The sequence below is a fragment of the Herbaspirillum seropedicae genome, from assembly GCF_001040945.1.
Classification (GTDB): Bacteria; Pseudomonadota; Gammaproteobacteria; order Burkholderiales; family Burkholderiaceae_D; genus Herbaspirillum; species Herbaspirillum seropedicae.
Genome location: NZ_CP011930.1, coordinates 3,933,420 through 3,947,618 on the forward strand (window position 1 = coordinate 3,933,420; position 14,199 = coordinate 3,947,618).

The window sequence follows — 14,199 nt, forward strand, 5'->3', positions numbered from 1 at the left end:
TCATGGCGCAAGCTCAGCCGTTGCGGAATGCGTGCGCGGAAGTTGATTAGGGTCACGCAAATTTGCGTAATTGGTGAGTTTTCAAAATACGTAACTCGCTTATTATTAATTTTTCTGGGGGTCCATCAACAAGTCGCTGTTCATTTTTCGGGGGAAAAATAATGCGCTTCAACAATCTGAGTATTGCCACACGCCTGGCCATTGCGTTCAGCATCCTGATCCTGGTGATCGCGGGCATCGTCGCACTGGGCCTGGCCCGCTTGGCTGATATCAACAAAGCGCTCGACCTGGTGGTCAATGACCGCTACAAGAAGATCGCCATCATCAATACCATCTCGGGCAAGGTCGACGATGTCGCCATCTCCCTGCGCAACCAGTTGCTGATGACCGATCCGGCGCAGATTGCGGCCGAGCAGAAGACCATCGAAAGCCTGTCCGCCGAGAATACCAAACTCTACGACGAGCTGACCCGCCTGGTCGCCAATCCCGAGGCCAAGGCCAAGCTGGACAAAGTCACCGAAACTCGCAAGAGCTACGCCGCCTTGCGCAAGCAGATCGACAAGCTGCAGAGCTCGGGTGACAAGGATGCCGCCATCAAACTGATGCTCAGCGAAATGGTGCCCCTGCAGAAGATCTACTTCAGCCAGCTCGACGAACTCTCCGACACCCAGCAGAAGCTGATGGACCAGTCCGTCGATCAGGCCGAAGCCGCCTATGAGACGACTCGCATGATCATGGTCATTGCAGGGGTGCTGGCGGCCACGTTCGCCGCCTTCATCGCCTGGACCATCTCGCGCAGCATCACCCGCCCGCTCAGCCGCGCCGTCGAAGTCGCCGAAACGGTGGCTGCCGGCGACCTCACCGCCGTCATCGCTGCCCACTCCAATGATGAAACCGGCCGCCTGCTGCAGGCGCTGGCGGCCATGAACCAGAAGCTCAAGGCCATCGTGCTGGAGGTGCGACGCGGCACCGATTCCATGGTCACCGCCTCGACCCAGATCGCCACCGGCAACCTCGATCTTTCCTCACGCACCGAAGAGCAGGCCAGCGCCCTGGAAGAGACCGCCTCTTCGCTGGAAGAACTGACCTCCAGCGTCAAGCAGAACGCCGATCACACCCGCAAGTCCAGCGAGCTGGCGGCCAATGCCTCGCAGGTCGCCAACCAGGGCGGCCTGGCGGTCAAGCAAGTGGTGCAGACCATGGGCGCCATCAACGATTCTTCCCACAAGATCGTCGACATCATCAGCGTCATCGACGGCATCGCCTTCCAGACCAACATCCTGGCCCTGAACGCCGCCGTGGAAGCGGCGCGCGCGGGCGAACAGGGACGCGGCTTTGCGGTGGTGGCCTCGGAAGTGCGCGGCCTGGCGCAACGCTCGGCCACGGCCGCCAAGGAAATCAAGGAGCTCATCAACGACTCCGTCAACCAGGTCACTTCCGGTACCGAACTGGTGGCGCAGGCCGGCAGCACCATGGACGCCGTGGTCAACAGCATCGAGCAGGTCAGCCATATCGTCGGGGAAATCTCGGCCGCCACGCGCGAGCAGAGCGATGGGATCGAGCAGGTCAACCAGGCCATCATGCAGATGGACAACACCACCCAGCAGAATGCCGCGCTGGTGGAAGAAGCCGCCGCTGCCGCCCAGGCCCTGCAAGACCAGGCGCAACGGCTGCTGGACCTGGTCGGCGTATTCCGCCTGGATGAGGTGGGCGGCAGCGGACCGGCGCCCAGCGCGGTCGCTCCGGTCGCTCCAGTATTGCGCAAGGTCAGCGCTGCGGCCCCGCGCGCCACCAAGAGCTTGCCGGCCAAGCCTGCCGCACCCGCCGTCACGAACGCACCGGCGGCACCGGCGGCACCGGCCCTGCCCGCCAGCAAGCGGGAAGACAAATCGGAAGAGTGGGAAACCTTCTGAACCCGGCCGTGCCAGGGCGCTAGCCCTGGCGCGCCAGGCGGATGCCGCTGACCTGCCAGCGCGCCGTCGCCGGGAAGAAGTTGCGATAGCTCAGCCGCGCATGGTTCAAGGGCGTGGCCGAGGATGAGCCGCGCAACACGTACTGGTTGACCATGAACTTGCCGTTGTATTCGCCCACCGCACCGGCAGCGGCGACGAAGCCGGGGTAAGGCGCGTAGCTGCTGCTGGTCCATTGCCAGGCCACGCCGAAGAACTCGCGCCCGCCGCCCTGCAGGTGCGCAGCGGCATGCTCCCATTCCGCCTCGGTCAGCAGGCGCGCGCCCGCCCAGCGGGCATAGGCATCGGCCTCGTAATACGACAGATGCACAGCCGCACGATGCGGCTGCAAGGCCTGCACGCCATATTCGGTAAACTCGCTCCACTGTCCCTGCGCATCCCTGCGCCAGTACAGCGGATGGCGCAGCGCCAGTTGCTCCTTCCAGTCCCATCCTTCGGCCAGCCACAGGCTAGGGTCTTGATAGCCGCCGGCCTGGATGAAGTCCAGGTATTCGGCATTGTTGACCAGCCGCGAAGCGCACTGGTAAGCCTCGACGAACTGGCGGTGGCGCGGCGTCTCGTTATCGAAACAGAAGCCCGGCCCGGCATGGCCGATCTCCACCACGCCGGCCTCGATGCGATGCCATTGCAGCGCCAGCTCGGCCGGATCGTCGAGCGGCACACTCTCTGGCAGCGGCTGGTAGGCGGGCTGGAGCGGATTGAGCGAGAGCAGCATCTTGATGTCGGTCAGCATCAGCTCCTGATGCTGCTGCTCATGCTGCATGCCCAGTTCCAGCAAGCTGAGGAACTGCGCCAGTTGCGGCTGGGCGTCACCGCCGCCGGCGGCCACGGCGCTAGTGCTAGCGCCATTGGCGTCGAGCGCATCGATCAGCAGCAGCATGCGCTGGTCCACCTGCTCGCGATAGGCCAGCACCTCGGCCAGCGCAGGGCGCGTGAGCATGCCGCGCTGCGGTCGCGGGAAACGCTCGCCCACGCCCTCGTAGTAGGAATTGAACAGCATGCGGAATTGCGGATGGAAGGGCTTGAAGCCGCTCTCGAAGCGCTCCAGCAAGAAGGTCTCGAAGAACCAGGTGGTATGGGCCAGATGCCACTTCACCGGACTGGCGTCGGGCATGGCCTGGACACAGCAATCCTCGGGCGAGAGCGGCTCGGCGATCACCAGCGACTGCCGTCGCAATCGCCGGTAGCGGTCACCCAGCTTCTCGCGGCTGCGATGGTTGAGCTGATGGAGGGCGGCGTCGATGACGGCATCGATGACTGCCGAGGTGGCCGGGTCGGATTGGCTGTCAGCGATGAGGTGGGGTGACGTCGGCATCGCAGTGCTGGGTGGGGACATCCGTTCTCCTGCAAGAAAAGTTCAGCGCAAGATCAGCGCACAATCAGCGCGGCCGCGCATGGCAAACCGCAAACCAGCGCTGCGGGTCGCACCACATCTGGCAGTCGCCGAAACCGGCCTGGGCCAGCAGGTCGGCGATTTCGTCGGCGCGGAACTTGTGGCTGTTCTCGGTATGGATGCGCTCGCCCTGGCGGAAGGTGCGGCGCCCGCCCGGCCAGCGCACGATCAGGTCACGGCGCGCTTCCAGGTGCATTTCTACCCGCTGCTGGGCTTCGTCGTAGAAGGCCAGGTGACGCCAGTCCCGCGCATTGAAGTCTGCGCCCAGCAGGCCATTGATGTGGTTCAGCGCATTCAGGTTGAACGCCGCCGTGACACCCAAGGCATCGTCATACGCCGCTTCCAGCACCGCGCTGGGCTTGACCAGGTCCAGCCCCAGCAGGACGCCGCCGGCAGCGTCGGGCAGCGCCGCGCGCAGGCGGCGCAGGAAGACCAGCGCCTCATCCCGATCGAAATTGCCCAGCGAAGAACCGGGATAGAAGAACAGGCGACGCTCCCGCTGCACCTGCGCCGGCAACGCCAGCGTGCTGGAAAAATCCATGCCCAGCGGCAACATGGGAATATCCGGAAAGCGCCGCTGCAAACCCGCTACCGATTGCTGCAGGAATTGCGCCGAGATATCGACCGGCACGTACTGGCGCGGCCGCAGGGCTGCAAACAGGCTGGCGGCCTTGGCGCAATTGCCGGCCCCGAGGTCGATCAGGCAGGCGTCCTGGCCGACGGCGGCGGCGATCTCATCGCGGTGCTCGGCGAAGATGGCGGCCTCGGTGCGGGTGGGGTAATACTCGGGCAAGGCGCAGATGGCTTCGAAGAGCTTGCTGCCCAGGACATCGTAGAAATACTTGGGGGAAATGAAGGCGGCCGGCGCGGTCAGGCCGGTCACCAGTTCGGCGCGACGCTGGCGGTCTTCGGACAGGCTGTCCAGGTCAGCGGGGATCAGAGCGGGTTGGGCCAAGCGTGTCTCCTTGCCTATGCATAGGCTGGGTGGGGATTGGATGTTGCGCCAGAGATGCCGCGCCAGGCAATGGCTGACAGGCAACTTTGCGACATTGCGCTACACTGCATGGGCGGCGCAAGCGCTGCGCCGCCCGGCTTTACCGATGCTTGTTCCGACTGAGGCATACCGCGGTGGTTCAACGCGGCAATAAGATTTTCCGCTGCAGGTGATGGTCCATTGGTCCATTGGTCCACTGACCACTGACTGACAATACGCTGCCTGCCTTCCGACAACCCAGTTCATTCCTATGTCTTCCACGCCCAGTTCCTCACCCTTGCCTGCCCAGGCAGGCCACCCTGCCGACGACCACGCCGCGGACTCCCCCACCGCCCGCAAATCGGCCCTGGCGGCGCTGCGCGGCCTGCTGCCTTTCCTGGCGCCCTACAAGAAGCAGTTCCTGCTGGCCGGCCTGGCACTGGTGGTGGCGGCCGCCGCCACGCTGGCCGTTCCCTATGCCTTCAAGCAGATGATCGACCTGGGCTTTGGCGCGGCCGGCAGCAAGAGCGCCAGCCACATCAACCTGTACTTCCTGGCGCTGTTCGGCGTGGCCTGCATCCTGGGCGTGGCCACGGCGCTGCGCTTCTACATGGTGTCGTGGCTGGGCGAACGCGTCACGGCCGACCTGCGCAGCGCCGTCTATGCGCACGTGGTCACGCAGAGCCCCGAGTTCTTCGAGACTACCAAGACCGGCGAAGTACTCTCGCGCCTGACCACCGACACCACCCTCATCCAGACCCTGGTGGGCACCAGCATTTCCATGGCCCTGCGCAATGCGCTGCTGTTCATCGGCGGCATGAGCATGCTCTTCTTTACCAGCGCCAGGCTGACCTCGATCATCATCGTCATGCTGGCGGCGGTGGTGCTGCCCATCGTCTTCTACGGCCGCCGCGTGCGCAAGCTCTCGCGCGCTTCCCAGGACCGCGTGGCCGACGCCTCGGCCATGGCCGGCGAAATCCTCAACGCCATGCCGACCGTGCAAGCCTTCACCCATGAAGAGATCGAGGCGCGCCGCTTCGCCCAGTCGGTCGAGCGTGCCTTCGGGACAGCGATGGAACGCGTGCGCGCGCGCTCGCTGCTGACGGTGGTGGCCATCCTGCTGGTGTTCGGCGCGATTGTCTTCGTGCTCTGGCTGGGTGCGCACGCGGTGATGGAGGGCAGCATGAGTGGCGGCGAACTGGGCCAGTTCATCCTCTACGCCTCGCTGGTAGCGGGCTCGCTGGGAGCACTCTCGGAAGTGATGGGCGATACCCAGCGCGCAGCCGGCGCCACCGAGCGCCTGCTCGATCTGCTGGCGGCGCACTCGCCGGTGCAGTCGGTACTGCTGCCCGAAAAGCTGCCGCCGCGTACCGCCAACGGCGCCGCGCTGACGGTGCAGGGGGTGGACTTCCACTATCCCTCGCGTCCCGGCCATCCCTCGCTGACGCAACTGTCGCTGACAGTGCAGCCGGGCGAGACGGTCGCCATCGTCGGGCCCTCCGGGGCGGGCAAGACCACGCTGTTCCAGCTGCTGCTGCGCTTCTATGATCCGCAGCAGGGCCAGATCCTCCTCGATGGCGTCGATATCCGCTACCTGGACTTGCAGGCCCTGCGCGGCGCCATCGGCATCGTGCCACAGGATACGGTGATCTTCTCGGCCAATGCCATGGAAAACATCCGCTTCGGACGCCCTGAGGCCAGCGACGCCGAGGTCATCGCCGCCGCCCAGATGGCCGCCGCGCACGAGTTCATCGAACGCCTGCCCGGCAGCTATGCCTGTTTCCTGGGCGAGCGCGGCGTGCGCCTCTCCGGTGGCCAGCGCCAGCGCATCGCCATTGCCCGCGCATTGTTGAAGAATCCGCCGCTGCTGTTGCTGGACGAAGCCACCAGCGCCCTGGACGCCGAATCCGAACGACTGGTGCAAGGCGCTCTGGAAGCGGCCATGGTGGGCCGCACCACCCTGGTCATCGCGCACCGTCTGGCGACGGTGCAGCGGGCTGATCGCATCATCGTGCTGGAGCATGGCCGCATCGTCGAGAGCGGCACCCATGCCGAGCTGGTGGCGCGCGACGGCCTCTATGCCGGACTGGCGGCGCTGCAGTTCCAGACGCAATGACGACCGCGCCGACGCGTCCGCGCAAAATCGCCTAGACTGCGGCTTTTGCCAGCCAACGACATGACCGGAGTCCTGCATGAGTAGCCACCTGTTCTCGCCCCTGCCCCTGCGCGGCGTAACCCTGCCCAACCGCATCGCCGTTTCGCCGATGTGCCAGTATTCGGCCGAAGACGGCTTCGTCAACGATTGGCACCTGGTGCACCTGGGCAGCCGCGCCGTGGGCGGCGCCGGGCTGGTGCTCATGGAAGCCACCGCGGTGGTCGCCGAGGGCCGCATCAGCAGCGCCGACCTGGGCATCTGGAAGGATGAACACATCGCGCCGCTGCGCCGGATCACCCGCTTCATCGAGCAGCAAGGCGCGGTGCCCGGCATCCAGCTGGCCCATGCCGGCCGCAAGTCCAGCATCTTGCGCCCCTGGGACGGCCCCGCCGGCAGCGTGCCGCCCTCCGCCGGCGGCTGGACGCCGCAAGCGCCATCGGCACTGCCTTTCGACGATGGCTACAGCACGCCGCAGGCGATGAGCGTGGAACAGATCGGCGCCCTGGTGCAAGCCTTTGCCGACGCCGCCCAACGCGCCCTTGCCGCCGGCTTCAAGGTGATCGAACTGCACGGTGCGCACGGCTACCTGGGCCACCAGTTCCTCTCGCCGCTGAGCAACCAGCGCTCCGATGAGTATGGCGGCAGCTTCGAGAACCGCATCCGCTTCCTCCTGGAGATCACCCGCGCCACGCGCGCGGTCTGGCCTGAAGAACTGCCACTGCTGGTGCGCCTGTCGGCCACCGACTGGGTCGACGGCGGCTGGACGCCCGAGGAAACCGTCACGCTCTCGCAGCGCCTGCGCGAGTTGGGAGTGGACCTGGTGGATGTCTCCAGCGGCGGCAATGCCCCCAAGGCCGTCATTCCGGTCGGCCCCGGCTACCAGACCAGCTTTGCCGCCCGCGTGAAGGCCGAGGCCGGCATCGCCAGCGGCGCGGTGGGCATGATCACCGACGCCATCCAGGCCGAACACATCCTGCGCACCGGTCAGGCCGACCTGGTGCTACTGGCGCGCGAACTGCTGCGCGATCCGTACTGGCCGTTGCATGCCGCGCAGCAATTGCGCGAAGAGGTGGCCTGGCCGCCGCAATATGTACGGGCGGCGTCCAGCAAGACGCCGTTGCGGCCGGAGGTGCAATACGGTTTGAAGGAACAATGACACGCTGCATTGCTGCAACCAGTCGGACTGCGTAGCCACGCCTTCGATACGATCCTGGCGGATCTACTCAGGACGAACGGCATGCGATGGATCGTTCATGAAAAAATGCCGATCAGTTCTACACTGTGAACTGATCGGCATTTTTCTTGCCCTGAAGCCGGACCGCGCAATCAGCCCGGACGACGCTTGTGGCGGATGTATTCGATGATGCCCGGCAGGATGGACAGGATCACGATGGCCACGATCAAGAGGCTCAGGTTCTTCTTCACGATGGGCATGTTGCCGAAGAAATAGCCGGCATACGCGAAGCTAGCGACCCAGGCGATACCGCCGACGACGTTGTAGAGGAAGAAGCGGGTATAGGTCATCGCGCCCACACCGGCAACGAAGGGCGCAAAGGTGCGCACGATGGGGGCGAAGCGGGCAATGATGATGGCCTTGCCGCCGTGCTTCTCGAAGAAGGCATGGGTCTTGTCCAGGTACTCCTTCTTGAAGATGCGTGAATTGGGCTTGTCGAAGACCTTGATGCCCAGCATCTTGCCGATCTGGTAGTTGGTGCTATCGCCCAGGATGGCGGCCACGATCAGGGTCAGCACCATCAGGTTGATATCGTAGGCGCCGGTGGCGGCCAGCGCACCGGTGACGAACAGCAGCGAGTCGCCCGGCAGGATGGGCGTGACCACCAGGCCGGTTTCGCAGAAGATGATCAGGAACAGGATCAGGAACAGCCAGGGTCCATAGGAAGCGGCCAGCTCGGCCAGGTGACGGTCGATATGGACGATGAAATCGACCAGGAACAGAAGAATATCCATAAAGCCTGAAAATGAGAGAAAGCGGCATTGTACCAACTGCTCACGTCGCTCCTGCAAAAAAATCCCGCCTCCACAAAACGCCCTGCAAGCCTTGCCGGGCAAGCTCTTCAGTAGGCCGTCAGACTTGCAAAGCGGCGCCTGACGCCGTCTTGCATTTCTTTACCAGCCTATCCCCGCAAGTTGTCGCCACGGGCTCCGATATCAGTCACAGGCAGCGCAGCGCGCTTGCCACTGCCGACCGAACTTTCCATCCACCGCCGCAAGCGCACCCCGGAGAACATGATGAAGACCCCACTGCTGCATCTGCTGGACAAGACCCTGGACGCCCTCCCCCTGACCGCTGCGGCCATCTGCTTGACTGTACTCTCCTGCATCCTCTCGGGAGTGATGCGAGATCTGCTGCTGCAGGCCGATCTCGACATGCTGGCCGCCGCCGTGGCGCTGCTGCCGCTGACGACGGTCTTGCTGGCCTTTGGCTGGAGCATGCGCTCGCCGCGCCAGCGCTTCCCACGTCGGCAGCGCTCGCCGCGCCAGACCGAGGTGGAGCGGCGCAAGGCCCTGCTGCGCGCTACCTACGATATCGAAGAACGTTCCTGACACCCCGTCTGCGGCTGCCCCGACGCTGCCTCAGTCGGGCAGGCCGTCGCCGGCCAGGATCATCTCGGCGGCGCTGAGCAAGTCGCCTTCCAGCCCGGCGCGGGCTTTTTCTGGCGAGCCCGCGCGCAAGCCCTCCAGCAGCCGCGCATGGTGAACCAGCGCCGGCGCTTCGGCCAGGCGCCGCGAACCGGCGCGCAGGTCGAGGTTGATCACCGGCCCGACCTGCAGCCACAACCCGGCGATCAGGTCCACCAGGGTCGGCATGCCCGACCCCTGATAGGCGGCAAAATGCAATTGCTTGTTCAGGCGGATGACCAGGTCCACATTGGGCCTCTTGCGCTTCATCTCGACCGACAGGGTGTCATGCAGACGCGCCACTTGCTCCAGTCCCACCGCATCGATATGGCGGGCGGCATGTTCGATGGCCAAGCCCTCCAGCGCCAATCTGATCTTCAGCAATTCACGAAACTTGCCCTTGGTCATGAGCGGCACCCGCATGGCGCGGTTGGGCAGGATTTCCAGCGCGCCCTCGGCGGCCAGCTGGCGCACTGCTTCGCGCACCGGCATCGGACTGGTGCCCAGTGCATCGGCCAGGCCCTTGAGCGTGAGCTTCTGACCGGGCCGCACCTGCCCCGCCTGGATCAGCTCGCACAGGTCCTGATACACCCGCTCGGACAGCGTGGCGTGCTGGATCTTGCGCATGGTGGAAAGGTCGGCGATGAGGGTCGGGTCCATGGCGATGTGTGAAAATTTTTTGCGGATTATATCCAAGCACTGCGCAGACCACTGACCGGACTATCGCGCCCAACCAGCCGTCCGCCCAGCCAAACTATCTGACCTTGCCGCAAAAGCCGCCTGCAGCCTGCCCGGGCGGCCGCTTTCCCGCGGCATGCCACTGTCCCTGCGGTCAGGAATGGCGAGTTGACGCTCCTGATTCTATTCAATACATTTGATCACATGTCAAATAAATGACATGCAAACGATATCCGCAGACCGCAAGGGATCGGCGCCCCACCTGGCCGACGCGCCCCTGCGCGACCACACAAGGCAAGGACATCTCCTCATGGACCTGAATCTGAAAGACCAGAAAGTCATCGTCACCGCCGGCGCCCAAGGTATCGGCCTGGCCATCACGGCCGCCTTCGTGGAGGCCGGCGCACACGTCCACATCTGTGACGTCAGCGAGGACTTCCTCGCCAGCGCACGCGCACGCTTCGGCCACGCCCCGGTCAGCTACAGCCGCACCGACGTCAGCAGCGAGCGCGAGGTCGACGCCATGTTCGCCGACCTCGCGCAGCGCTGGAGCGGCAGGCTGGACGTGCTGATCAACAATGCCGGCATCGCCGGCCCCACCTCGCCGGTGGAAGAAGTGGCACTGTCCGACTGGGACCAGACCCTTGCCGTCAACCTCACCGGCCCCTTCCTCTGCACCCGCCGCGCCGTGCCCCTGCTCAAGAAGAACGGCGGCGGCGCCATCGTCAACATCTCCTCGGTGGCGGGCCGGCTGGGCTTTGCGCTGCGCACGCCCTATTCGGCTTCCAAGTATGGCGTCATCGGACTGACCGAGACCTGGGCTATCGAACTGGGGCCGTCCCACATCCGCGTCAACGCCGTGCTGCCGGGCATCGTCGAGGGCGCGCGGCAGGAACGCATCGTCGCCGCCAAGGCGGCCGCCTATGGCATCGGGCATGAAGAGATGCGCCAGCGCTTGCTGTCCAGGGTCTCGCTGCGCAAGATGGTCACGGCCGAGGACATCGCCAACCAGGTCATCTTCCTCTGTTCCCCTGCAGGCGCGAGCATCAGCGGTCAAAGCCTGTCGGTGTGCGGCAATGTCGAAGTGCTGGGGTGACCGCCCATCCAGGCCAACAGGAAAAACCAGCGCAACACCCCATCCCATCCCCCCCTACAACTACGCAGATCAAAGGAGCACACAGCATGGCCCAGCCGCGAAAAGTCATCATCACCTGCGCCGTCACCGGCGCCATCCATACGCCCTCGATGTCCCCCTATCTGCCGGTGACACCCGAGCAGATCCGCGACGAAGCCCTGGCCGCCGCCGAAGCCGGGGCGGCCATCGTCCACCTGCATGCGCGCGATCCCGGCAACGGCAAACCCACGCAGGACCCGGACGCGTTCCGCAAGTTCCTGCCGCAGATCAAGGCCCGCTCCAACGTGGTGATCAATCTCACCACCGGCGGCGCGCCCACCATGGGCGTGGAAGAACGCCTGCAACCGGCCTTGCAGTTGAAGCCCGAGGTGGCGTCGCTGAACATGGGCTCGATGAACTTCGGGCTGTATGAAATGCTCAACCGCTTCAAGGACTTCAAGTACGACTGGGAACAGCCCTACCTGGCCGGCTCGGACGACCGCATCTTCCGCAACACCTTCAAGGACATCGCCTACATCCTGGAATCCTGCAGCGCCAACCAGACCCGCTTCGAGATCGAGTGCTACGACATCGGCCATCTCTACACGGCGGCGCATTTCATCGATCGCGGGCTGATCAAGCCGCCCTTCCTGATCCAGTCGGTGTTCGGCCTGCGCGGCGGCATCGGCAATGATGTGGAAGACGTCATGCACATGAAGCGCACCGCCGACCGCCTGTTTGGCCAGGACTACTTCTGGTCGGTACTGGGCGCCGGGCGCGGCCAGATTCCGATTGCCACGATGGCCGCCGCCATGGGCGGACATACCCGCGTGGGGCTGGAGGATTCGCTCTGGGACGGCCCCGGCAAGCTGGCCAGGAGCAATGCCGACCAGGTGCGCCGCATCCGCACCGTGATCGAAGCGCTCTCGCTGGAAGTGGCCAGCCCCGAGGACGCCCGCGCCATGCTCAAGCTCAAGGGCGGCGACCAGGTCGGTTTCTGAGCGGGCGCTGCCCTGGCCAGGCCGGAGCCGCAAGGGTCTCCGGCTGGCTGCCCCTCCTTGCTGCAATGACAAGCTGGCCGGCCATCGGGTGCCGGGCGTGCCGATACGCTACAATCCCCCATCTTCCGGCCTAGCGGCCAGCCTCCCAGACATTGCAATGAAACAATATCAAGACCTGATCCAGGACGTGCTCGAGAACGGCTCCTGGCAAGACAACCGCACCGGCATCCGCACCCTGAGCATCCCCGGCGCGATGATGCGCTTCGACCTGCAGAAGGGTTTTCCGGCGGTGACCACCAAGCGCCTGGCCTTCAAGTCGGTGGTGGGCGAGCTGTGCGGCTTCCTGCGCGCCACCCGCAGCGCGGCTGACTTCCGCGCGCTGGGCTGCAAGGTCTGGGACCAGAACGCCAATGAAAACGCCGACTGGCTGGCCAATCCCTTCCGCAGCGGCGCCGATGACCTGGGTCCGGTCTACGGTGTGCAATGGCGTCAATGGCCGGCCTACAAGCTGATCGACGCGGCCCACACTACGCAGATCGAGGCCGCCCGCAGCAAGGGCTTTGCCATCGTGTCGTCGCTGCAGGATGAGGGCGTGGAGAAGGTATTGCTCTACAAGGCCGTAGACCAGTTGCGCGAATGCCTGGACACCATCGTCAACAATCCCGGCAGCCGCCGCATCCTCTTCCATGGCTGGAACTGCGCCGTGCTCGACGAAGTCGCCCTGCCGGCCTGCCATCTGCTGTACCAGTTCCTGCCCAACCAGAGCACCGGCGAGATCTCGCTCTGCCTGTACGTGCGCAGCAATGACATCGGCCTGGGCACGCCCTTCAACCTGGCCGAAGGCGCGGCGCTGCTGCACCTGGTGGCGCGCCTGACCGGTTACAAGCCGCGCTGGTTCAGCTACTTCGTGGGTGACGCCCATATCTACGAAAACCATATCGACATGGTCAAGGAGCAGCTGACGCGCGCGCCCTACCCGCTGCCGCAACTGGAGATCGCCGACCGCGTGCCCGAATTCGCCCGCACCGGGCGCTACGAGCCGCAGTGGCTGGAACTGGTCGAGCCATCCGACTTCTCGCTGGTGAACTACCAGCACCATGCACCGCTGACCGCGCCCATGGCGGTCTGAGCCCCCTGTGCAAGCCAGGCTGGCCGCACGCCAGCCGGCCTGCGCCTCCCTGGAGACATGCATGCACACTCCCACCCCACTGATGCAACGACTGGGCCTGGCCCATCCCATCATCCAGGCACCGATGGCGGGCAGCTCCACCGTGGTCATGGCTGCCGCCGCCTCCAATGCGGGCGCGCTGGGTTCGCTGGCGCTGGGCGCGTCCAATGCCGAGCAAGCCCGCGAGGCGCTGGCGCAATTGCATGCGCTGACCGAAAAACCCTATAACATCAATGTCTTCTGTCACCAGCCCGCCGTGCTGGACAGCGAGCGCGATCGCGCCTGGCTGGCCCATCTGCAACCGCTGCTGGACGAGTTCGGCGGTCGTATCGCCGCGCCTTTGAAGGAGATCTACCAAAGCTTCAACGCCGACACCCAGATGCAACAGGTGGTGCTGGAACATGCGCCTGCCGTGGTCAGCTTCCACTTCGGTCTGCCGCCTGCTGACGTGATCGGCGCGCTCAGGCAGGCCGGTATATTGCTGATGGCCACCGCGACCAATCTGGATGAAGCGCGCCAGATCGAGGCCGCCGGGCTGGACGCCATCGTCGCCCAAGGCTTCGAAGCGGGCGGTCATCGCGGCATCTTCGACCCAACCAAGGATGAACAGATCGGCAGCTTCGCGCTGCTGCGCCTGCTGGTGCAGCACACCCGGCTGCCGGTGATCGCGGCCGGCGGCATCATGGATGGCCACGGCATTGCGGCCGCGCTGCAGCTGGGCGCGCAGGCGGTGCAGATGGGCACCGCCTTCCTGTTGACGCGCGAATCGAACGCCAATGCGTCCTACCGCGCCCTGCTCAAGAGCCCGCGCGCGCAGCATACCCGCGTCACCGCAGCCATTTCGGGCCGGCCTGCGCGCGGCATCGTCAACCGCTTCATGGAAGAAATCGATACCCCCGCCGCGCCGCCGATCCCGGCCTACCCGGCCGCCTACGACGCTGGCAAGCAACTGCATGCGCTGGCCGCGGCCAGGGACGTGCATGAGTTCGGCGCGCACTGGGCCGGCCAGGGCGCGGCGCTCATCCGCGATGGCTATACGGTGGCGGAACTGGTGCACCTGCTGGTGCAGGAGTGGCAAGCCCAGCAGGCCTGAGCATTGACCTGAGG

At 65.1% G+C, this 14,199-nt stretch carries 12 protein-coding genes; 8 read left to right on the forward strand and 4 right to left on the reverse strand.

The window, feature by feature from the left end; translation table 11 throughout:
* The first annotated feature begins 161 nt into the window (after positions 1-161).
* Positions 162-1,913 carry a methyl-accepting chemotaxis protein gene (locus ACP92_RS17145; protein WP_013235378.1) on the forward strand — a complete coding sequence of 584 codons (1,752 nt, stop codon included), beginning with the start codon at positions 162-164 and terminating at the stop codon, positions 1,911-1,913.
* A gap of 19 nt (positions 1,914-1,932) precedes the next feature.
* On the opposite strand, the gene egtB is transcribed toward ACP92_RS17145, so the two are convergent.
* Together egtB and egtD are read right to left on the reverse strand one after the other, a co-directional pair.
* Positions 1,933-3,306 carry an ergothioneine biosynthesis protein EgtB gene (gene egtB, locus ACP92_RS17150; protein ID WP_013235379.1) on the reverse strand — a complete coding sequence of 458 codons (1,374 nt, stop codon included), beginning with the start codon at positions 3,304-3,306 and terminating at the stop codon, positions 1,933-1,935.
* A gap of 43 nt (positions 3,307-3,349) precedes the next feature.
* Positions 3,350-4,318, reverse strand: coding sequence for an L-histidine N(alpha)-methyltransferase (gene egtD, locus ACP92_RS17155; protein WP_013235380.1), 969 nt, complete (start codon positions 4,316-4,318; stop codon positions 3,350-3,352).
* 289 nt (positions 4,319-4,607) lie between these two features.
* On the opposite strand from egtD, the gene ACP92_RS17160 reads away from it, so the two are divergent.
* Entirely contained in the window at positions 4,608-6,452 is a 1,845-nt protein-coding gene (locus tag ACP92_RS17160; RefSeq protein ID WP_013235381.1) for an ABC transporter transmembrane domain-containing protein, read from the forward strand.
* 76 nt (positions 6,453-6,528) lie between these two features.
* Positions 6,529-7,647 carry an NADH:flavin oxidoreductase/NADH oxidase gene (locus ACP92_RS17165; protein ID WP_013235382.1) on the forward strand — a complete coding sequence of 373 codons (1,119 nt, stop codon included), beginning with the start codon at positions 6,529-6,531 and terminating at the stop codon, positions 7,645-7,647.
* Between the two features lie 170 nt (positions 7,648-7,817).
* Here ACP92_RS17165 and ACP92_RS17170 read toward each other — a convergent pair whose 3' ends face one another.
* Positions 7,818-8,459 carry a DedA family protein gene (locus tag ACP92_RS17170; RefSeq protein ID WP_013235383.1) on the reverse strand — a complete coding sequence of 214 codons (642 nt, stop codon included), beginning with the start codon at positions 8,457-8,459 and terminating at the stop codon, positions 7,818-7,820.
* Between the two features lie 225 nt (positions 8,460-8,684).
* On the opposite strand from ACP92_RS17170, the gene ACP92_RS17175 reads away from it, so the two are divergent.
* Positions 8,685-9,056 carry a hypothetical protein gene (locus tag ACP92_RS17175; protein WP_240727256.1) on the forward strand — a complete coding sequence of 124 codons (372 nt, stop codon included), beginning with the start codon at positions 8,685-8,687 and terminating at the stop codon, positions 9,054-9,056.
* A gap of 30 nt (positions 9,057-9,086) precedes the next feature.
* On the opposite strand, the gene ACP92_RS17180 is transcribed toward ACP92_RS17175, so the two are convergent.
* Positions 9,087-9,791, reverse strand: a complete 705-nt coding sequence (locus ACP92_RS17180; protein WP_013235385.1) for a GntR family transcriptional regulator — start codon at positions 9,789-9,791, stop codon at positions 9,087-9,089.
* Between the two features lie 328 nt (positions 9,792-10,119).
* Here ACP92_RS17180 and ACP92_RS17185 point away from each other — a divergent pair, with 328 nt between their 5' ends.
* The 4 genes from ACP92_RS17185 (at position 10,120) to ACP92_RS17200 (ending at position 14,185) form a co-directional block, all read left to right on the forward strand.
* Positions 10,120-10,905 (forward strand): SDR family oxidoreductase, encoded by a 786-nt coding sequence (locus tag ACP92_RS17185; protein ID WP_013235386.1) that lies wholly within the window; start codon positions 10,120-10,122, stop codon positions 10,903-10,905.
* A gap of 86 nt (positions 10,906-10,991) precedes the next feature.
* Positions 10,992-11,924, forward strand: a complete 933-nt coding sequence (gene kce / locus ACP92_RS17190) for a 3,5-dioxohexanoate:acetyl-CoA acetone transferase (RefSeq protein ID WP_013235387.1) — start codon at positions 10,992-10,994, stop codon at positions 11,922-11,924.
* Positions 11,925-12,081: 157 nt separating this feature from the next.
* The gene (locus tag ACP92_RS17195; protein WP_013235388.1) at positions 12,082-13,053 is read left to right on the forward strand and encodes a thymidylate synthase; all 972 of its coding nucleotides are present in this window, start codon (positions 12,082-12,084) and stop codon (positions 13,051-13,053) included.
* A gap of 61 nt (positions 13,054-13,114) precedes the next feature.
* Complete coding sequence (locus ACP92_RS17200; RefSeq protein WP_013235389.1) at positions 13,115-14,185, forward strand: NAD(P)H-dependent flavin oxidoreductase; 1,071 nt, start codon at positions 13,115-13,117, stop codon at positions 14,183-14,185.
* Positions 14,186-14,199 lie beyond the last annotated feature (14 nt).